16 protein-coding genes are annotated in these 20,388 nt (G+C 65.6%); 9 read left to right on the top strand and 7 right to left on the bottom strand.

The features are described 5' to 3' along the window. On the bottom strand, nucleotides 1-591 hold the full coding sequence (locus LWC34_RS14195) for a Uma2 family endonuclease (RefSeq protein WP_233725517.1): 591 nt from the start codon (nucleotides 589-591) through the stop codon (nucleotides 1-3). Between the two features lie 199 nt (nucleotides 592-790). Between LWC34_RS14195 and LWC34_RS14190 the strand changes: the two genes are divergently transcribed. Then, nucleotides 791-1,624, top strand: a complete 834-nt coding sequence (locus LWC34_RS14190; protein ID WP_233725516.1) for a TIGR03621 family F420-dependent LLM class oxidoreductase — start codon at nucleotides 791-793, stop codon at nucleotides 1,622-1,624. Between the two features lie 50 nt (nucleotides 1,625-1,674). On the opposite strand, the gene LWC34_RS14185 is transcribed toward LWC34_RS14190, so the two are convergent. Further along, entirely contained in the window at nucleotides 1,675-3,621 is a 1,947-nt protein-coding gene (locus tag LWC34_RS14185) for a DUF8729 domain-containing protein (protein ID WP_233725515.1), read from the bottom strand. A gap of 394 nt (nucleotides 3,622-4,015) precedes the next feature. On the opposite strand from LWC34_RS14185, the gene LWC34_RS14180 reads away from it, so the two are divergent. Then, the gene (locus LWC34_RS14180) at nucleotides 4,016-5,428 is read left to right on the top strand and encodes a transposase (RefSeq protein WP_372496539.1); all 1,413 of its coding nucleotides are present in this window, start codon (nucleotides 4,016-4,018) and stop codon (nucleotides 5,426-5,428) included. A gap of 127 nt (nucleotides 5,429-5,555) precedes the next feature. Here the strand turns inward: LWC34_RS14180 and LWC34_RS14175 are convergent, their stop codons facing one another. Genes LWC34_RS14175 through LWC34_RS14165 form a run of 3 tightly spaced genes read right to left on the bottom strand, consistent with a single transcriptional unit; the run spans nucleotide 5,556 to nucleotide 8,334 of the window. Continuing rightward, nucleotides 5,556-6,785: an NAD(P)/FAD-dependent oxidoreductase gene (locus LWC34_RS14175; RefSeq protein WP_233725514.1), complete on the bottom strand. Its 1,230-nt coding sequence runs from the start codon at nucleotides 6,783-6,785 to the stop codon at nucleotides 5,556-5,558. Between the two features lie 9 nt (nucleotides 6,786-6,794). After that, nucleotides 6,795-7,496 (bottom strand): histidine phosphatase family protein, encoded by a 702-nt coding sequence (locus LWC34_RS14170; protein WP_233725513.1) that lies wholly within the window; start codon nucleotides 7,494-7,496, stop codon nucleotides 6,795-6,797. Nucleotides 7,497-7,506: 10 nt separating this feature from the next. Further along, nucleotides 7,507-8,334, bottom strand: a complete 828-nt coding sequence (locus LWC34_RS14165) for an undecaprenyl-diphosphate phosphatase (RefSeq protein ID WP_233725512.1) — start codon at nucleotides 8,332-8,334, stop codon at nucleotides 7,507-7,509. Nucleotides 8,335-8,452: 118 nt separating this feature from the next. Between LWC34_RS14165 and LWC34_RS14160 the strand changes: the two genes are divergently transcribed. From LWC34_RS14160 to LWC34_RS14135, 6 genes are all read left to right on the top strand, one after another. Continuing rightward, nucleotides 8,453-9,430 carry an aldo/keto reductase gene (locus tag LWC34_RS14160; protein ID WP_233725511.1) on the top strand — a complete coding sequence of 326 codons (978 nt, stop codon included), beginning with the start codon at nucleotides 8,453-8,455 and terminating at the stop codon, nucleotides 9,428-9,430. 78 nt (nucleotides 9,431-9,508) lie between these two features. Next, on the top strand, nucleotides 9,509-10,501 hold the full coding sequence (locus LWC34_RS14155) for a YncE family protein (RefSeq protein ID WP_233725510.1): 993 nt from the start codon (nucleotides 9,509-9,511) through the stop codon (nucleotides 10,499-10,501). After that, the gene (locus LWC34_RS14150; RefSeq protein ID WP_233725509.1) at nucleotides 10,498-10,710 is read left to right on the top strand and encodes a DUF5703 family protein; all 213 of its coding nucleotides are present in this window, start codon (nucleotides 10,498-10,500) and stop codon (nucleotides 10,708-10,710) included. Before LWC34_RS14155 ends, LWC34_RS14150 begins: the two co-directional genes overlap by 4 nt. Nucleotides 10,711-10,786: 76 nt before the next feature. Next, nucleotides 10,787-11,434, top strand: coding sequence for an HD domain-containing protein (locus LWC34_RS14145; protein WP_233725508.1), 648 nt, complete (start codon nucleotides 10,787-10,789; stop codon nucleotides 11,432-11,434). Between the two features lie 10 nt (nucleotides 11,435-11,444). Beyond that, a complete protein-coding gene (locus LWC34_RS14140) occupies nucleotides 11,445-12,383 on the top strand; it encodes a D-2-hydroxyacid dehydrogenase family protein (RefSeq protein WP_233725507.1) in 939 nt (312 codons plus the stop codon). Between the two features lie 59 nt (nucleotides 12,384-12,442). Then, a complete protein-coding gene (locus LWC34_RS14135; RefSeq protein WP_372496491.1) occupies nucleotides 12,443-13,261 on the top strand; it encodes a peptidoglycan-binding protein in 819 nt (272 codons plus the stop codon). Here the strand turns inward: LWC34_RS14135 and LWC34_RS14130 are convergent. Beyond that, nucleotides 13,248-14,273, bottom strand: coding sequence for a hypothetical protein (locus LWC34_RS14130; protein ID WP_233725506.1), 1,026 nt, complete (start codon nucleotides 14,271-14,273; stop codon nucleotides 13,248-13,250). The genes LWC34_RS14135 and LWC34_RS14130 overlap by 14 nt on opposite strands. 863 nt (nucleotides 14,274-15,136) lie before the next feature. Here LWC34_RS14130 and LWC34_RS14125 point away from each other — a divergent pair. After that, nucleotides 15,137-16,405: an IS110 family RNA-guided transposase gene (locus LWC34_RS14125; RefSeq protein WP_233723845.1), complete on the top strand. Its 1,269-nt coding sequence runs from the start codon at nucleotides 15,137-15,139 to the stop codon at nucleotides 16,403-16,405. A 366-nt stretch (nucleotides 16,406-16,771) separates the two neighbouring features. Here LWC34_RS14125 and LWC34_RS14120 read toward each other — a convergent pair whose 3' ends face one another. After that, nucleotides 16,772-20,386 (bottom strand): tetratricopeptide repeat protein, encoded by a 3,615-nt coding sequence (locus LWC34_RS14120; RefSeq protein ID WP_233725504.1) that lies wholly within the window; start codon nucleotides 20,384-20,386, stop codon nucleotides 16,772-16,774. Nucleotides 20,387-20,388 lie beyond the last annotated feature (2 nt).

The raw sequence follows: 20,388 nt of genomic DNA, 5'->3' as shown, positions 1-20,388 counted from the left end.
TCAGTCGAGCAACGTGGTCAGATCGATGGTCAACGGCACCGGCTCCGAGGCGGTGAACGTGTCGGTGGCTTCACCGTTGTCGACGTAGCCGAATTCCTCGGTGCGATGGAAGGCCAACAGCGAGATCGGCTCGTCCACATCGAGAATCCAGTAGTGCTCGATTCCGGCATCCGCGTATTCGTCGCGCTTGATGCGGTAATCAGTCCGGCGCGAACCAGGCGACACCGTTTCCACGACCAGCACGACCTCAGACGCGCGCAACAACCGGCCCTCCGCAGAGGCGCTCTTGCGATCCGCCCGGTCGACGATCATGAGATCTGGCCTGCGCACAGTGCCCGGCTGGTCCTCGGGGACGAGCGCGAGGTCCAGATCCAAGCCGAGGAGAGCCACTAGATTCGGTGGAAGCTGCGATCGCAACTGAACACTCAGCTCAAAACAAGCCATCCCATGGTTGTATGACGGGTGCGGCGATACGACGATCTTGCCTTCCTGCAGCTCGCTCCAGTAGTCGGTCTCGCCGAGCGCCGCATAGTCAGCGGCAGTGTACAAACGTGTCCCCAGGTCCAACGGCAGTTGGTCCATTGTGGTCATGGCTCCTCTCACACACATTGCCCGCTCAGCCTGGCATGGCGTGCGAACCCGACAGAAACCTATCTGTCACTGTCAGTGTTGACCGGCCGGGAAAACACGAATCTCAAACGGCTGATTCCGTTGCATCGACAGAATCTCGCCGCCACGACTGTCCCGTTTGGAGCGGCGACAAAACCGCACGCACAGCATCATGGGCACCATGCCCCGCCCGTTCCGCTTCGGTACCTCCCTACTGAACGTCGGCTCCCTTGCCTCGTGGCGCGACCGCGTTCGCCAAGCAGAGGACCTCGGATACGACGTACTCCAGGTCCCCGACCACGCAGGCATGCTCGCACCGCTACCCGCGCTGGTCGCCGCGGCCGATGCGACCAGCATCCGACTCGGCACCTACGTCCTCAACGTCGGCCTCGTCAGTCCCGCATATCTCGCCCGCGACGTGGCCGACGTCTACCGGCTCACCGAAGGCCGCCTCGAACTGGGACTCGGCGCCGGAGGCGTGCCTGCCGACTTCGAAGCCGCCGGTCTGCCCTTCGGCACGCCAGCACAACGACTGCGCAAACTGGACAAGACCCTCACCGAACTGCACGCGCTGCTGGCCAAGGAACCCGACCACCCCAATCCGCCGATCATGCTGTCTGGCTTCGGCGACCGGATGCTGCAGCTCGCCGGTCGCGAAGCCGACATCTTCAGCTTCTCCATCCAGGCCGGGTTTTCCGAAACCCTCGCACCGCACGACGCGTTCGCGCGCCGGGTCGAACTGCTTCGCCAGGCCTCGGATGGCCGGGATGTCGAGCTGAACCTGTTCATCGCGGCGGTCGGCGCCACTGTGGACACCGTCGACCTGACTGTCCTCCGCCAGATCAGCGGAATGACCGACGATCAACTCGTCCAGCTGCCCGGCGTGCTGCTCGGCTCGCCGCAACAGATCGCCGATCGGCTGCAGCGCTACCGCGAAGAGTTCGGCGTGAACTACATCAGCGTCATCGAACCGCATATGACCGTCTTCGCCGAGGTCATCAAACTCCTGCGCTGACATGCGTCGGCCCCGCCCTGCACAACAAAGGGCGGGGCCGACAACAACAGTTACTGCACGACCAGTGCGTAGTCCGCGTCAGTCGCCGTCGTTTCCACGTGACCGTCGGCGTTGATCTGGCTGGCGATCACGTCGACCTTCCAGGTCCCAGTCGCCGCCGAATCCAGGAACACGTTCTCCACGGTGTCCACAGTGTTCGGTGAACCGCCCGAAGTGGACTGTGTACCCGCCGACAAACCGTTGTTGCCGTAGTACACCGTGCCGTTCGGCGCCGTGACCCGCAACGTCAGGTCGTTCACCCGCGCCACCGACGCGGTCGGGCTACCGGCCGGGTCCGTGTACACCAATGTCGCCTTCAACGGCCGCGCCGCCGTCACGTTCACCGAGTAACTCCGGGTCTGGCCTTGGGTCACCAAATCCGTCTCGTTGACCAACACCGGGAACTTCCACCCGTTGGCACGCGCCACGTTGTACGCGTTACCGACACTCGCCGTACCCCACCCCTGGTGGGTACGGGTCAAGTCATGCGCCGTGCCACTGAACGGATACTGGTTGGCCGTGTTGACCAGCAACGCCTTCGCCGTCGCGGCGTGCGGCCGCGTGTTGAACACGTCACGGCCCTTGCCCGGACCACCGTCGAACACGCCGTCCGCCCACATCTGGAACAACAGGCCCGCGTTGCCGCACGTGATCGGTGTGGCGCCACTGGTTCCGCCGAACGACGTGGTGTACGAGGTGTCGTTGGTCGACGAGGTCGTGTCGATCGCGTCGTAGTAGTTCGACAGGTCCGGCTTGAGCCTGCCGTCCGCCGCCGGGCCGATGCTCGCGCCGCGGTTCCACGCGTCGTCCGTACGCGCGATCGTGTTGCGGTGATACTGCCCGCCCACCGACAACACGTTCTTGGCCCACGCCTCCGGGCGTGAACTGCGCGTGCCCGCGTTGGACTGGGACTGGCAGATCAGCAGGTCGTGATCGAACACGATCTTGTCCATCGCCGCCGACACCGTCGTGTACGACGTGGTCAGCGTGCTGCCCCAGCTGTTGCTCTGGAACACCGCGCGGTAGTTGCCGGTCGGCGCGACCAGCTCACGGGTGTGCGCGTAGCGGTCGGGCTTGTTGTACGTGGCGAAGATGCCCTGGCCTTCGGGCAGCATCCCGCGCCGGGTGGCACTGGCACCCTGGGCGAAGATCTGGCCGTAGGTGGACGTGCCGTGGCTGGTGTCAGTCGAGTTGCCGCCGTGCATGACCGTCGGGCGGGCCTGGAACTCCTGGTGGGTGGTACGCAGGCCGCCGTCCATCACCTCACCACGCACACCTTGGCCGCGGTAGCCGCCCGCGGTCTCGATCGCGTTGGCACCACTGGCTTCCCGCGCGTTGTTCATGTCCGTTTCCGGTGCCGAGACCGCGCCGACGGCCAACACCTCTGGCAGCTTGGACACCGCGGCGAGCTGGTCTGCGCCGAGCAATGCGGACAGGTGCTGGCGGCTTTCAGAGATCATGTCCACCTGTCCGCCTGCTCGCCTGATGTTCTCGGCGACCCTGCGCTGGTCGGCCACGTCCGGCTCGACCAGGGTAACCAGGTACTGGCCGGACGCGGCGGCCCTCGACGCCGTCAGCTCGACCTTGTCAGCCGGTTGATAGTCGCCAAGCCAGCGGACGAAATTCAACTCGGACACTGATTTCTTTGTCGTTGCACCCATCCGCACGACGTAAGCGAAATCAGGAATGTAGGTACCGATTCGAGCGCCAAGTGCCCGTAATTGCGCACGTTGGGCGTCGGTCAATACACCACGGAACTGCACGAGATAGGCGCCGTTGCCGGACTCGGCGCTGGCGGCGAGCGCACTGGTCCTGGTCGGATCGAACGTCCGATTCGCCAGGTAGATGAGCTGGGCGTCCTGCGGTGTGTCGGAGCCGACCGCGTTGATGACACCCGTGGCCATCAGCGCGGTGGCGAAAACCGAACCCACCAGCAAGCCGCGTCGTGACCGCAGCATGAAACAACCTCCGGATCGCAGCAGGGAATGCCCGAACAGGAGGAAAGGCCCGGGCAGTTCACCGAAGGTACCGACCCGTTGACATTCGGTCAGCCGCCAAACGGCCTACCGGAGTAGGTGTGAAAACTGGGAAAACTACCCGCCTCTTTGCGGGTTTTGAAGTAATTCGCTGGTACCGAAACAATTCCCTGGAAATGTGCGACTAGTTTCGTCACTTGAGTATTAAACTAGTTTCGTAGTATCAGACGGAGTCCTACCGTCCAGCGGCAGTAAACCCTCGTGAGTGTTTGTGCCGGTCTGGTGTTTTAACGTTCCGGGTGGTTGATCTTTGACATGGAGGCGGCCACCGCTCGATGATCTTGGTTCGTTCCACAGAACTTTGATCACGAAAGCGGTGGCCGTGTCTGGCAGTGTGCCTGATGGATCCCTTGTAGGCCAACTCCGGCGGCTGCGGCGGTTCCGCCGGGCGGTGTATGAGTCGTTCACGAGGTGGCCGGATGTGTTGTTCGAGATGGTGGACGCGTTGTTGTGTCATCCGGGCCGGTTGGAGTCGTTGCCGTATCTAAGCTTGGAGCCGGTGTTGCGGCGTGGGCATGGCAGTGTGTATGCCGCGTTGGATCGGGGCCGGATCGACGCCGCGGTGTTGGCGGGTGTGTTGGCGGGTGTGGTGGATCGGTCCTCGGGGCTGGTGTTCGCGTTGGATTGTTCGCAGTGGCCGCGTCCGGATGCGCCGACCAGCCCGGACCGGACGTTGAACTACGACGCGGGCAAGGATGTTGGCGGTGGCAGCGGGGTGGTGACTCCGGGCTGGTGGTTTCAGTGGCTGGCCGCGACCGGGACGAGCGGTTCGTCGTGGGCGTCGCCGGTGGCGGTGGCGCGTATCGCGGTGGGTGAGAACCACAATGTGGTTGCTGTCGGGCAGATCGAGGCGTTGCTGAAGCAGGTGGCTGCCGACCGGGACCCGGACGGTGGTGATGATGGTGGTGGTCTGGTTCCGATTGTGTGTGCTGACGGGGACTACAGCCCGGTGTATCTGGGTGGCCGGTTGACCGGCGAGCGGGTGCAGATCGTGGTCCGGTTGCGTAAGGACGCGGTGGTGATGGCCGATCCGCCGCCGCGGGAACCAGGCACGATCGGGCGGCCGCGAGTGCACGGGCCAAAGATGAAACTGTCCGATCGCCGTAGCTGGCGTGACCCGGACGAATACCTCGCGGTGCCCGCCGAGCCTGGGCGGGCCGCGGTGAGTGTGTCGGTGTGGCATGGGATGCACCCGCGTGCCTCGGAATCGGCGGCACTGCGGGAACCTGGCTACCGGCCCGGGTACTCCCGCCCGGTGACCCGGGGCAGTGTGGTCTGGGTGTGTTCGGCCGACCCGGCGTACCCGCCGATGTGGTTGTTCTGGACCGGGCCTGAGGGCTCGTTCGATCTTGACCGGGTGTGGCGGGCGTATCTGCGCCGTTACGGCATCGAGCACCTCTTCCGGTTCCTCAAGCAATACCTGGCTTGGACCCGCCCTCGAGTGCGTGGCCCCGAGCAAGCCGAGCGGTGGAGTTGGCTGGTGGCTGTGGCTTATGTTCACCTGGTCCTGGCGCGTGGGCTCATCGCCGATCAGCGACTGTCCTGGGAACGACGCCGGGGACCGCTCAGCCCGCTACGGGTCAAACGCGGGTTTCGTGGGCTTCATCCGCGCCTGGGATCTCCGGCGAAACCGCGAAAACCTTCACGGCCCGGTCCGGGCCGCCCGACAGGGCGTACATCCATCCCCGCGACGCGGCATCGCATCGTCCGTCCAGTGACAAAAACCTAAACCCAGCAACGAAAGCAGGGCCGCCGCTCCGCGACGGCCCTGCCCACCATGCCCTCACAACGTTAAAACACCAGGCCGGTTAGAACCGGCACAAACACTCACGAGGGTTGAGCTGGCGATCTGTGGTTCAGCGGAGGGGGTGCAGGGCGGGTAGTTCTGCTGGTGCGCGCCCAGTCACCGCTTCGGCCAGCAGTTGACCGCTGATGGGGCCTAGCGTGACGCCCCACATTGAGTGGCCGCCGTTGACGAATACCCGCGGCGAGCGCGTCGGCCCGATCAGCGGCAGCCCATCGGTCGTACACGGCCGGGGCCCGACCCATTCGTCAGTGCGCCCATCCCAGTCGATGTCCCGCAGCATCGGCGACGCCTGCGCGATGATCGCCGCGATCCGGCGTGCATCCAAGGGCTGGTCCGGCGCGGCGAACTCCATCATCCCAGAAATCCGCACCCGCCCCTCCCCCAGCGGCGTGCACACCGCGCGTCGACCCGGGAAATACGTCGGCCCGCTCGGCAACACCCCACCGGTCACGGTGAAGCTGTAGCCACGCCCCGCCTGCACGGGCATACGCACACCGAACCCACGCGCCAGCCGTCCCAGCCACGCCCCTGCCGCCAGCACCGTCACGTCCCCCGCGAGCGACCCGGCGGTCGTCTCCACACGTACGCCCGAACCGTCATCGTGTACCGCGCGCACCAGCACGCCCTCAAGAATCTTCCCGCCACGCACACGCACAGAATCCGCCAGCGACACCACGAAATCGCCAGGATTGATGTAGCGCTGCGACCCCAAGACCACGGCCGAGCCGATCCGGGAGCTCAACGCGGGCTCAAGCTCCTGAACCTCCGGCCCGTCGACGAACCGGTAGTCCACCTTCTGCCCCGCGGCCCGCACCTGCTCCAATTCCGCCACCACGCCCTGCAATTGCGCGCGGCTTTCGGCAGCGAGGATGAACTGGTCCGACCGCGTGGTCGGCTCGCGCACCCCACCCTCGCCCAACGCGTCGAACGCCGCCAACGCGCGGTGATTCAGCGGCGCGAGCGCGCTCATCGCCACCTGCCACCGCCGGTGCGTGCAGTTACGCGCCAGCGTCAGCAGAAACTGAACCAACCGCGGGTCCGCACGCGGCGGGATGTACAACGGCGACGCAGGCGACAACAGGCTCCGCAGACCTGTACGCAGCATCGCGGGCTCCGGCAACGGCACCGCGAACGACGGCGTGACCCAGCCCGCGTTGCCCCACGAAGCACCAGCAGCGACCCCAGTTCGGTCGACCACAGTCACCTCGACGCCGCGCTCCTGCAGGAACCACGCGGTCGACAAGCCCACCATGCCCGCACCGACGACTACCGCACGCACGCTTTCACGCTACTTGCCGGTCGAGCCGCCCACCACAGCGTCCGACGCACCCTTCTTCGCCGCGCCCTTCTTGGGCTTCGGCGGCACGATGCTCGCCAGATCCCCGCCGTTGTCGTTGGTACGCAGCACAAACGGCCGCGTGTCGGTGTACCGCACCACCGACAACGACGCCGGATCCACCACGATCCGCTGGAACGAATCCAAATGCTGCCCCAACGCGTCCGCCAACACGGACTTGATCACGTCCCCATGGCTACACGCGATCCACACCGCGTGCGCGCCATGCTCCTCAGTGATCCGCGCGTCATGCGCACGAATAGCCGCCACCGCCCGCGCCTGCACGGACGCCAACCCCTCACCGCCCGGGAACACCGCCGCCGACGGGTGCTGCTGCACCACACGCCACAACGGTTCCTTACCCAGCGCACTGAGCTTGCGACCGGTCCATTCGCCGTAATCCACCTCGGACAACCGCGCGTCGGTGACCACCTGCAGGCCCTTCGCCGCAGCCAACGGCCCGACGGTCTGCTTGCACCGCAACAGCGGCGACGCCACGATCGCGGCCACCGGCACGTCAGCCAGGCGCTCTACCAGCTTCGCGGCCTGCTTGGTCCCCGAGTCGTCCAACGACACCTTCGGGGTACGCCCAGCCAGCACGCCCGAACCATTCGCTGTCGAGCGCGCGTGCCGTAAGAGGATCACCGTGGCCATGAACGCGACCTTACGTGGCCGGAATCGTGTTAGTCGCCAGCAACACCATCAACGCGACACCAAGCACAATCCGGTACCACACGAAAACCGAGTACGTGTGCTTCGACACGTACCGCAGCAGCCACGCGATCGTCGCATACCCGACCACGAACGCGATCACCGTCGCCACGATCATCTGCGCCGTCGAGGCGTGCGGCCCCGGCCCCGTCTTGTCCATCACGTCCGGAATGCTGAAAATCCCGGCACCGAACACCGCGGGCAACGCCAGCAGGAACGAATAATCCGTCGCCGCCTTACGCTCCAGCCCGAGAAACAGGCCCGCGGTCAACGTGCCTCCCGAGCGCGACACGCCCGGGACCAGCGCCATCGCCTGCGCGAAACCCATCGTCCAGCTGTCGCGCATGGTCAACGCGGTCCGCCGCTGCTTGCCCAGTTCGTCGGCCACCGCCAGCACCACCGCGAACACGATCATCACCGTCGCGGTGATCCACAGATTGCGGAAGGTCGTGCGGATCTCGTCCTTGAAGATCACGCCGAGCACCGCGATCGGCGCCGAGCCGATGATCACGTACCACGCCATCCGGTACTCGTCCGTACGCCGCGCCGCCGCGCTGGTGAACCCCTTGAACCACGCGCCGACCAGCGACCCGATCGTCTTCGCGTAGAAGATCAACACCGCCGCCTCGGTCCCCAACTGGGTCACCGCGGTGAACGACGCACCCGCGTCGGTCCCCCACCCCAGCGTGGACACCACCCTCAGGTGCGCGGACGACGAAATCGGCAGAAACTCCGTCAACCCCTGGACCAGACCGAGAACAATCGCCTGAAGCCAGTCCAAAACGCCTCTCCCAACCCGGTCTCGCGTATCGCAGAAAGAATCTTGGCCTACGCCCGATCGCGGCCGACCATGGCCCTTGCCCGGCCCCGGTGATCGCCAGCCCTTAGGCTCACGCTCCGTGGAGTATCGACACCTCGGCCGCAGCGGACTGCGGGTGTCCCGGCTGGCCCTCGGCACGATGACCTGGGGACGGGACACCGACGCCGACGAAGCCGCCAAGCAGCTCGTCGCGTTCACCGACGCGGGCGGCACCCTCGTGGACACCGCCGACGTCTACGCCGAAGGCGAGTGCGAGCGCATGCTCGGCGCCATGCTGGACGACGCGGTCCCCCGCGACCACGTGATCATCGCCACGAAAGCCGTCGCCCGCCGCACCGAAGGCCCCTTCGGCGGCGGCGCCTCCCGCGGCGCCCTGCTGCACGCGCTGGACGGATCCCTGCGCAGGCTCGGCGTCGACCACATCGACCTGTGGCAACTGCACGCATGGGACTCCGCGGTCCCGCTCGACGAAACCCTCGCCGCCCTGGACACCGCCGTGCGCACCGGCAAAGTCCGCTACACCGGCGTCTCCAACTACTCCGGCTGGCAGCTGTCCACCGCGGCCACCATGCAACTGATGTCCGGCGGTGCCTCCCCCATCGTGGCCAACCAGGTCGAATACTCCCTGGCCGAACGCGGCATCGAACGCGAAGTCGTGCCCGCCGCCGAACACCACGGCATCGGCATCCTGTGCTGGGCACCGCTCGGCCGCGGCGTGCTGACCGGCAAATACCGCGCCGCCACCCCCGCCGACTCACGCGGCGCGTCCCCGCACTACGCCTCGTACGTCGAACACCACCGCACCGAACGCGCCGCCCGCATCGTCCAGGCCGTGTCCACCGCCGCCGACGGCCTGGGAACGTCCCCGCTCGCCGTAGCGTTGGCCTGGGTAAGGGACCGTCCCGGCGTCGTGGCCCCGATCGTCGGCGCACGGGACGCCAGCCAGCTCACGATGTCGCTCGCCACCGAGGAGCTCACCCTGCCTGCCGCCATCCGGGCCGCACTGGACGACGTCAGCGGGATCGAACTCGGCTACCCGGAGCAACGACTCGGGTGAAGCTTGTCCCCAACACGTGACCTGGCGTGCGGAATCGGGGATGCTGGGTGAACTGGACGTTACTGATGGAGGTCGCTGTTGCGTCGGCTGGTAGCCGTGGTGTCGGGTGTGACGCTGCTGGCGGGGTGCTCACAGACAGCCGAACCCCACGATGACCTCCAGGTCACCGACAATCTGGCAGTCGCTGTCCCAGCCACCTCACCAGCGAGTTCCGCGCCAACAGGCACCGTGATCCCGCTGGCGGACAAGATCACCAGCATCGTCGCCGTGCCACAGGCCCGCACCATCGCGGTCGCCACGGCCAACCCGGCGCTGCTGCTGCTCAACCTCGACGACCCCAACGCGCCCGCGCGATCCGTGCCCATGCCCGGACCGGTGACCTCGATCAGCGCACTGCCCGACGGGGTACTCGCGTCGATCGCTTCGACCAAACAGGTCCTCACCGTCCCGCTACCCGGCGCGACCAGCACCACGCTGCAGGTCGCGAACGCGCCCGGAAGCGCCGCCGTGTCCGGCGATCGCACCATCGTGCCGCTGACCGACGGCAAGGCCGTCGACGTCCTGCGCGGCGGCGTGGTGGAAAAGAAGATCTCCGGCAGCATGTTCAGCGCCGACCAGGTCCTGCTGACCGGCCAGAACGTGGTCGTGCTTGACCGGCTGCGCACCGCGTTGTTCGATATCGACCTCGCGGACGGCAAAGTAGGCGCGGGACAACGAGCAGGACAAGGCGCGGGCAACGCCACCACCGACCGGTACGGCCGGGTGCTCGTCACCGATACGCGCGGCGGCGCGCTCCTGGCCTTCACCACCAACCCGGTCATGCTCAAACAGCGTTACCCCGTACCGGGAACGCCCTATGGCATCGCATATGACAGCAAGCGTGACCTCGCGTGGGTCACCCTGACCGAACGAAACGAGGTGGTCGGCTACAACGTCGCCGGTGGTGAACCCCGTGAAACGCACCGGTTCGCCACTGTCGTGCAACCGAATTCGGTGACCGTCGACCCGGACAGCGGGCGTGTCTTCGTCGCGTCCGCGACCGGTGGAGGAGTTCAGGTGATGCAGCCGTGAACGATGGGGTGGTTGAAGGGGATTGGGAGTACCGGCCGCTGAAGCTGCCGCCGGGTGTATCCCGGCTCAGCGCAGCGGTCCAGCTGTCAATCCAGGCGGAATTCGCCGGGTGGGAGTTGTCACGAGTGCGGCTGTACTCGGACGGCACCCGCAAAGTCCTGCTACGCCGTAAACGCCCAAGGGCCGGAGTACCAGGCCTGATGATCTAGCCCGCCTTGTCGGCCACAGCACCCCGGCGACGGCGCCGGGGCGCTGCTCGCTGGTGCGATCTGCCAGAGTTCGGGCATGGATGATCCCACGTTCCAGACGCTGGCGGACGAAACACCCTTGCCCGACACGATCCCGGCCAGGCTGCGCCAGCAGCTGGCGTTCGTGATCGAAGTCGACAAGCTCAAAACCATCCTGCGCCAATCGCCCTTGGCCGCCGTGCAGCGCCGCGAGAACGACGCCGAACACTCATGGCACCTGGCACTGATGGTCGTCATCCTGGCCGAATACGCCGACGAACCGATCGACATCGGCCACACCCTCAAACTCGTGCTCATCCACGACCTGATCGAGATCTACGCGGGCGACACCCCCATCTACCACCCCACAATGGGCGCCGACCAAGCCGAACGCGAGGTCAAAGCCGCCGAACAGCTCTTCGGCCTGCTGCCTGCGGACCAAGCGACCGAGATCCGCGCGCTGTGGGACGAATTCGAAGCACGCGAAACCCCCGAAGCACGCTTCGCCAAAGCCATGGACCGCCTGGAACCACAGCTGCTCAACTGGATGGCCCGCGGCGGCACCTGGCTGAGCCCCGGCATCACCGCCGATGACGTCCGCGCCCGCAAAGCCGTCATCGGCGACGCGTCGAAAGCCCTGTGGGACGCCAGCCGCGAAATCATCGGCGAAGGCGAACGCCGCGGCTGGGCCAGGCCAGGAAGGTAGCGTGTCGATCATGCGATGCGCGGTGCTTGACGACTACCAGAACGTCGCGCTGACCATGGCGGACTGGTCAGGGCTCGACGTCACGGTCTACCAGGAGTATTTCGACTCCCAGGACCGCCTCGTCGAGGCGCTCGCGGACAAGCAGGTCGTCGTGATCATGCGCGAACGCACGCCGTTTCCCGCCGCGCTGTTCAAGCGGCTGCCCTCGTTGAAACTGCTGGTCACCAGCGGCATGCGCAACGCGTCCATCGACCTCGCGGCCGCGGCTGAACACGGCGTGACCGTCTGCGGAACCGCAAGCACCTCTACCCCACCGGCCGAACTGACCTGGGCGTTGATCCTCGGCCTCGCGCGGCACATCGTCACCGAGAACAACGCCTTCCGGCACAACGGCCCGTGGCAGTCGACCGTCGGCATGGGCCTGGCGGGAAAGACGCTAGGGCTGGTCGGATTCGGCAAGATCGGCGTCCAAGTCGCCCGTGTCGGCCGCGCTTTCGGGATGAACGTCGTCGCGTGGAGCAGCAACCTGGACGCCTCTCGGACCGCGCCTGAGGGCGTCTCGCTGGTTTCGAAGCAAGAGCTGCTCTCGTCGAGCGACGTGGTGTCGGTGCATCTCGTGCTCAGCTCCCGCACGCGTGGCCTGATCGGGGCTTCGGACCTGGCGCTGATGAAACCGTCCGCTTTGTTGATCAACACCTCCCGTGCCGCGATCGTCTCGCCGGACGCGCTGGTGGATGCCTTGCGTCACAACAAGATCGCCGGCGCTGGGCTGGACGTGTTCGAGCAGGAACCGGTGCCTGCCCACGATGTCCTGCGCACGCTGCCCAACGTACTGGCCACCCCGCACCTCGGCTACGTGACCGACGGCAACTACCACACCTATTTCCGGGAAGCGGTGGAGAACATTAGAGCTTTCGTCTCCGGAGCGCCGGTACCACGGCTTTTGTAGCTGTCTTGTATTCCTCCTCGCCAGGCTCAATGGCGCAAAGACCAGGAGGAGGACCAACAATGCGGATCAAGTGGGCGGCCGCGACCAGTGCCGTCACGATCACCGTTTCCGTCATGGCGGCGGTGCCTGCCCAGGCGCTGCCCGTCGTGAACATGGAGAAAGTGCTCCTCGCGGCGCAGATCGACCCGCGCCGCCCAGACTCCGCGCTCACCCCCGGCGCCAAGGACCACGTCCTTGCCGTCGAACAGGCACTGCAGGCCAAGGGATTCCTCGCCGCACAGTACGTCGACGGGCACTTCGGCACCACGACGACCACGGCGTACACGAACCTGCAGAAGTCCTTCGGGTGGACCGGACTGGACACCAACGGCATCCCCGGCGAGACATCGCTGAAGAGGTTGGGGGAAGGCCGCTTCACGGTCACCGCCATCGTCAGCGCCGGCAGCCGAATCACCCACCAGGGCAAAACCATCAACACCCGCACCAAAGCCATGCTCGACGAGGCCGAAACCCGCCTGGGCCGGACCCTGACAATCACCCAGGGCTCGTACAACGTCGGCGGCGACCCGGATTCGGCCGGCACCCATGACGGCGGTGGCGCACTGGACATCTCGGTCAACGGCATGGACAACGCCACCCGCACGGATGTCGTCCGCAAACTGCGTGAGGTCGGCTTCGCGGCCTGGCTGCGTACGCCATCACAGGGCAACTGGCCGTACCACATCCACGCGATGGCGGTCTCGGATCCACACCAGTCCCCCGCCGCGTGGCACCAGTCCGGCGACTACTACCTGGGCAAGAACGGCCTCGCCAACCGCGGCCCGGACGACGGTCCGAGCGTGACCAAGCGGACGTGGGAAGAGGTTATGGCTCGTTGAGGGCCCACAGCTGCGGCTGGCCCTCGCCGTAGGTGACCACGTTCAGGACGCCGTTGACGCAGCGTGGCGATGAGGCGCTGCCGGTGCCGACCTTGAGCACCTGGACCTTGTTGTCGCCTGGGGTCCAGCGAACCAACTCGCCCTTCTGGTCAGCGCCGGTCGGTTTGCTCAGCCAATAGATCCGGCCTCCGCAGGCGTGGACGTCCAAAGCTGTGGTGTCCAATGTGATCTCGCGGGTTTCCCGCCGTGCCACCAACGGGCCGGTGTTCAGCACGCCCACTTCGTACGGCGGGAAATCCGCGGTCAGTTCCCAGTCCGCGGTGCGTACGAGGACCGCGGCGCGGCAGGCCCGTTCTCCCGTGATCAAGGGTTGCGGGGTGAAGGGTGGGGTTAGCTGGAACCAGCGGGCGCAGTGTTCCTGCGGCCTGGCTTCTCGCCACTGGACGCCGTCCATTTCGGCTGTCAGCAGGGAGATCGCCCAGCCGTCGGGCGCGCAGTGGCGCGTGACTGTCTTGAGAGTCGAGGCGTCGAGGATGGTCAGGCATTGGTCGTTTTCCTGTACCACGACGGCTCCTACGGCGTGGGCTACCAGCGCGGTGTTGGGGCCGGTGAACTCCCCGGTCTGATAGCCCGTTGCGAGGTCTACTGTGGACAGGTTGCCGGTGTTGGTCTCGTGCACGACTACACGGGCGCCTTCCAGCGTGGCCGTGAGGCTTTCTTCGCCTCGGGCGATTGTTACACCGTTATGGTTCACCAAGAGGTGCGTGCCGTCTGACGCTGCCTGCGGGAACACGGACTGCTCGGCGTCTACGGCTGAGTGGTGTGGATGCTCGATGCCTGACGGTAAAGGCACTTGACGCCAGGGCAGGCCGGTCAGCGGGACCCTGTTCGCCTGCTCTACTTGGGGCACGGGTGTTTCGGGTGCGCGCGGCGGCGGTGGGTCGCGCAGTACGAGTACCGCGACCACCACCGCCGCGGCTAGAGCCACGGCACCAATCCATCCCCTACGCATGGCTCAACCTTGCCACGCGGCCGCTGCTCAGCCCTCCCCCCATTCCAAAGCCCTCGGCCAATGGTGGACACACCATGCAGCAACGGTCGACACACCATGACGGAAAGGTCGACACACTATTCAGCAACGGTGGACACGGCCTTTCCTGTCAGCCGCTTGCATTCACCTGCCAGCTGACCAGCTCTGCCTGCCAAGCTCTGCCTTGCCCGACTCAGCTTTGCCCTCCCCCGCCCTATCCTTCTCTGCCCCGGCCTTCTCCGACTTGTCCTGTCCTCTGCTGTCCCGCTTTGCCCTGTCGCGCCCTGTTCCAAATACCCCTTGCCTCTTGCTTTTGCTTCTAGTCAAATCGTTGACCATGTAACCAGGCTTCCAGTCTGTCCATAATGGACGATTAATCGTCACCCAAGTCACACCTGTCACACGTACCACACCTGTTACCGAAGTTGATGCCGTGAAGGTCACCTTGACGGCGTTGAACGCACCGAATCTTCCCCTCGCAACGGCCTGCCGCCCGCACGGCGCCGCGGCACGCCAGCGTGACCGCGCCCCTGGCGGTCTCCGCGCTGTGTCACCGGGAAACGTGCAGGTCACCGACCTGAACACCGGTCCAGCAACGCCCGATCAACACGCCTGAAACTCCTGGCATTAGTCTGTCCTCTGGTGAAGACGCCCGTTGAGGGGTGAAAATCGGTGTTGGCTGCCCGCTGACGTCGTTGTCTCTATGGTCTGTGAAGGCCGTGCGTTAGTCGGACGCTGGGAGCCCTTGGTGGGCCCTTGATTGTTGCTTCGAGCACGCGGATCAGATTCGTTGTTGCCTGGGCTCCCGCGGGTAGCCGCCCCGCCGGACGCTCGGGGAGAGGCCGATGTTGGAGCAGACACAGGACAACGAGGAGATCATCGCGCGGGTGGCCGCGTTGGATATCGGTAAGGCCGAGGTGATGTGTTGTGTCCGGGTGCCCGATGAGGCGCGTCCGGGTAAGCGGCTGCAGGAGGTCCGGCCGTACTCGACGATGACCCGGTCGTTGCTGGTGCTGGCTGATCGGCTGGCCGGGCTGGGCGTGACCCGGGTGGTCATGGAGTCCACATCGGACTATTGGAAGCCGGTGTTCTACCTGTTGGAGGCGCACGGGTTCGAGACCTGGCTGGTCAACGCCCGCGATGTCAAGCATCTGCCCGGCCGGCCGAAGACGGATCGATTGGACGCGGTGTGGTTGTGCAAGGTCGCCGAACGGCAGATGATCCGGCCCAGTTTTGTCCCGCCGTCACCGATCCGCCGGCTACGGGATCTGACCCGGTATCGGCGTGACCTGGTCGAGGTCTGCACCGCGGAGAAGCAGCGGGTGGAAAAGCTCCTGGAAGATGCCCAGATCAAGCTCTCGGTGGTGGTCTCGGACATCTTCGGGGTGTCCGGCCGGGCCATGCTGGCCGCGCTGGTCGCCGGGCAGCGGGACCCGAAGGTACTCGCGCAGCTGGCCCGCACCTCGATGCGGCGCAAGATCGGCAGGCTGGAAGAGGCGTTCACCGGGTTTTTCACCGATCATCACGCGTTCCTGTTGTCGACCATGCTGGCCCGGGTGGATGCCGGGATCGCTGACGTCGCCCGAGTGGATGCCGCGATCGAGGAGTTGATCGCCCCTTTCGCCACAGCGGTCGACCAGCTTGATGAGATCACCGGCGTCGGGCGCACCGCCGCCCAGGTAGCCATCGCCGAGATCGGGCTGGACATGGCACGCTTCCCAACTCCGGGCCACCTGTGTTCCTGGGCCAAGTTCGCTCCCGGGGTGTCGGAGTCGGCCGGCAAGAAGAAAGGCAAAGCTGCCACCGGGCACGGCAACCCTTACCTGGCCCGAATCCTGGGCGAGGCCGCAGTGTCCGCCAGCAGGACCAACACTTTTCTCGGCGAACGCTACCGGCGCATCGCTCGCCGCAGTGGCGCCAAGAAGGCCATCGTCGCGGTCGGCCGTTCCATTCTCGTGATCATGTGGCACCTGTTATCCGACCCCAACGCCCGGTTCCGTGACCTCGGCGCCGACTACTTCGTCCAGCACACCAACACTCAACGCAAGGTCCGCAACCACATCAGCCAACTGGCCGCTCTGGGCTATCGCGTCACCCTCGAACCCGCGGCCTGACAACCCAACTACCAACCCGGCTCCGCTGCGCTACGCCGGGTGCCTTCGGCCTGCCCACTCACCATCGATTTTCGGATCAGCGTTGGACGCCCCTCACTCGTCCCTCATGAACAGTCTCGGGCGTGACCAGCCCCGGACGACGCAGGAGGCGGCCCTCCCCACCGGGGAAATGCCTCATTCGGGGTCACTCGGACCACCTCAGATTGATCCTGACTAGCGGAGACCGGCTCCGCCGAATAAACGCGGCAACCTTACGAGACACACCACTACCGTTGTTGTTCTTGAGCTTTTCTGCCTTTTGTCACAGATGTTTTCTATAGTGTTCGTAGTCCTGGAGATAGTCCCCCGTACTATGAACACAGCGGCTTACGGCACGTGAATCCACGCGGTCGCGTCGGTCTCCTTGATCGCCACGCTGACCTGCCGATACGCACTCAGGTCCGCGTTCGGGTGTGGCCGGATCACGTTGTCGTAGAACGTGGCGGACACGATGAACGCCACCCGGCTGCCCGACTCCTCCAGTGCCCGGCGTAGCGGGATCGCATCGACCAACCGGAACGCGAAATTCACCGACGCGCCGACCGGGCCGAGATCGTCAACGGACACCTCGCCCGAATGCAGCGCGACCCGGAGCTTGAACTGCTGACCCTGCTCAACCACCGCGGCGACCAGCGCCCGAGGCAAAGCCTCCACGAACACAGCCTTGGCGACCGTCGCCGGGACCATGACCATCACGCCGTCGCCGCGGTCCTCGAAACGGCAGGCATCCCAATCGATGTCGGTACGCCGGAAAGCCGACCGCAGCACCCGGATCGGCCCATCCTCCAAGGAATCCGAAGGAGCCCGCTCAACGTCGACAACCACAATCGCCGGTTGCTGAAGGTTCCCAGTGCCCTGCCGATCAAGTTTGGCCAGCATGGTGTCCGCATCCGGATCCCCGAACTCGTTCAACAACTCCACAGCCTGCTGCCACACCGATCGCGCCCTACCCCGATCGCCTAGCGCCTGGTAAGTATCCCCAAGCCGACTCAGGGTCACGGCCTCGCCATACCGGTTGCCAGCCTCCCGCGACAACCGAAGCGCGGCCTCATAACGCTCGACCGCATCAGAAAACTGGCCAAGCAGATGATGAACCTGGCCAAGTCCTTCCAACGCAAGGCTTTCACCACTGCGATGATCCAGATCCCGGTACCACGAACGCGCAGCCTTGTACTCATCCAGCGCCTGCTGAAGCGCCCCGATCTGCACAGCGCAGTCGGCCGAAGTCACCAGTGCCTCAGCTTCACCGAGGCGGTCTGCGTTGCGGCGAAACAGATCGAGCGCCACCCGGGCGTGAAACACGGCTTCGTCAGTTTGGTTACGCCGCCCGTAAACCTTGCTCAACGCGAGCTCCGAATGCGCCTCGCCCACTTCGTCACGCAGTTCACGGCACAACCGAAGCGAAAGCTCGTAATGCTTGACAGCCTCGGCAATCCGCCCGAACTGCCCGTGCACTCCCCCAAGGTTTCGATGAATCTCGGCCTGCGCACGCCGGTCCCCCGCCTGGTCCGCGGCACCGAGCGCGGTCTGCTGCACGGTCGCCAAATCGTGCCACAGTCCTTGCTGGTCAAGGAAAGGCGTGATCGCGGACGTCAGCCGCCACGCGCGTTCCTCAAGCCCCTGCTGCGCCGCCAAGTCGATCGCGGCGAGCAAAACCAGTCGCTCGTTGGCAAACCAATGCCGGTCACCATGACGGCTGTGCTCGATGTAGTGATCGAGCACCCTCCGGATCGCGTCATCACGTTCCCAGTCGCGGTCATTGGCGATCGCCTGCTCGTGGGCATAGAGGCGCAGCAGGTCATGGAACCGATATCGCCCAGGCGTGTAGTGATGGATCAAATGCGCGACGCAGGCTTCGCGCAGCACCTGCTGTGCCTGGGATTCGGTCATATCCGTGATCGCGGCAACGGCGGCAAGCCCGATGTCGGGCCCAGGATGCAGCCCCAGCAACCGGAACACCCTTGCCGACTCCGGACTGAGCGCCTGATACGTCCACGAAAACGCGGCCCGGATACTCGCCGAGTCGTCCCCGGCGAGCGCGGCCAGCCTGCTGTTGGCGTCGTTCAGCTCGCTGGCCAAAACCTGCAGCGGGAACTCCGGATGTGCGGCCGCGCGAGCAGCCACAATACGCAACGCCAACGGCAGCCCACCGCAATACTCGACCAGTTGCGCGGCCGCCTCAGGCTCCGCGGCAACCCGCGAATCCCCCAAGCACCGCGCCAATAACGTCAGCCCGGCGCCACGATCGAACACGTTCAACACGACCTGAACAGCGTCATTCGTGGCCACGAGATCCGCAAGCCCAGCACGACTGGTAACCAGCACACGGCTCTGCGCCGAACCCGGCAGCAACGGCAGAACCTGCTCAGTGGAACGCGCGTTGTCCAGCAACACAAGCATCCGGCGACCCGCGAGAATGCTGCGATACAGGGCGACGCGAACCTCCAGCTCCACCGGCATGGCCTGCCGTGAAACCCCCAGCGCCTCAAGGAAAACCAGCAGCGCCTCAGCGGGCTGGACCGGACGCCCGGACGGGCTGAACCCACGCAGATCCACGTACAACTGGCCATCGGGATAACGATCCGCGGCCTGGTGCGCGAAGTTGACCGCGAGCGTCGTCTTGCCCGTACCTGGCGCGCCCGTGATCAAGCAAACCCCAGCATCGGCCGAGTTTTCCAACCACCCGAGCTCGGCTTGCCTGCCAACAAAGGTTTTGACGCCCCTGGGCAACGTCCGAGGCTTGACCGACCGGGCGCCTTCGTCTGGACACGGCCAGACCGTGACCGTGATGAAGTCCTGTTCCCGCAGCACCGTCGGAATCGGACTACCCGTCGTCCGACAGTCACGCAGAGCCGAGGGAATGCCGCTGCCTTCCCCCTCCACGAGCCGCACCCACGACAAAACGTGTGCCAGCCGGTAGTTGCGCTTCTTGGACTGCCCATCGAACTCGGTCAGCTCGTGCGGTTCGCCGATCGGGATGTCGTGGCCGAGCCAGTCACCAGGACTGCTGATCTCGACCCGGTCGTCGAACACACGGACGTGCACGCAGGAGCTGCCCTGCGCGTAATCGCGGTGCACCAACGCATTGGCGATGATCTCCCGGATGGCGATCATCGGGTAGGTGTAAACCGGGACGGCCTGCGCGTGGTTCTCGCTCGGGCGCTCGCCCTTGCGGACATGCTTGGCCACGAACTCGCGCGCGTTGACGATCTGATCGGTCACTGGACCTTCGTAGGTCTCGCCGTCACGACGTTCCGAGCGGTCGAGGCCGTAGTAGCGCACGCATTTGACCATCGCAGCCGGGCACGCGAGCGTCGGACTGCGGCCGAACAACAGCACACCCGTGCGTGTCAACCCGCCGTCAGCCCAGACTTCGATCTGCTCGAGGAACTGCGATGACGTCAGCCCCTCCGGGTACCGACCACTCACCTCGGTGCGCATCTGAGCCCGGAAGCTGGTCAACGCGTCGGCGTCGACCATCGTCACCGCGGTCGGCTCGTCGAGATACTGCAGGCCGTTGCCTTTGCTCCTTGGGGCGGCGGGCGTTGGCACGGGCGGGAATTGCGCGGTGAGCGCGTCGACCAGTTCCCGTATGCCGGTAGCCGGATCGGCGTCATACCTGGCGACTTTCGTTTTGACGGCGAGCTGCTCGACGTAAGCCTGTTCGTCCATCTGAACAACGAATACGCGGTTGGCGCCCGCGTAACCGGCATTCACGATCTTGTGTGCCCACGCGCTGCCGACCGATCTGGCCGTTGCGCACAAAACGATCGGCACCCCGGCTGCCATCGCCTTCATCGCGTTGCCGATGCGGGATTCACCGACCAGGACCGTGCCGTCGTGGGTGACTTCGTATCCGGTGTCGCGCAGTGGCTCAGCCAGTTTCTCGGCGAGGTCCTCCTCGCCCTGGGCGCAGACCACGTAAACCGATTGGCGTGTCATGG

This window comes from Kibdelosporangium philippinense, from assembly GCF_021390435.2.
GTDB lineage: Bacteria > Actinomycetota > Actinomycetes > Mycobacteriales > Pseudonocardiaceae > Kibdelosporangium > Kibdelosporangium philippinense.
The sequence above is the reverse complement of the archived record's forward strand: the minus strand, read 5'-3'. Positions and strand labels throughout refer to the sequence as shown.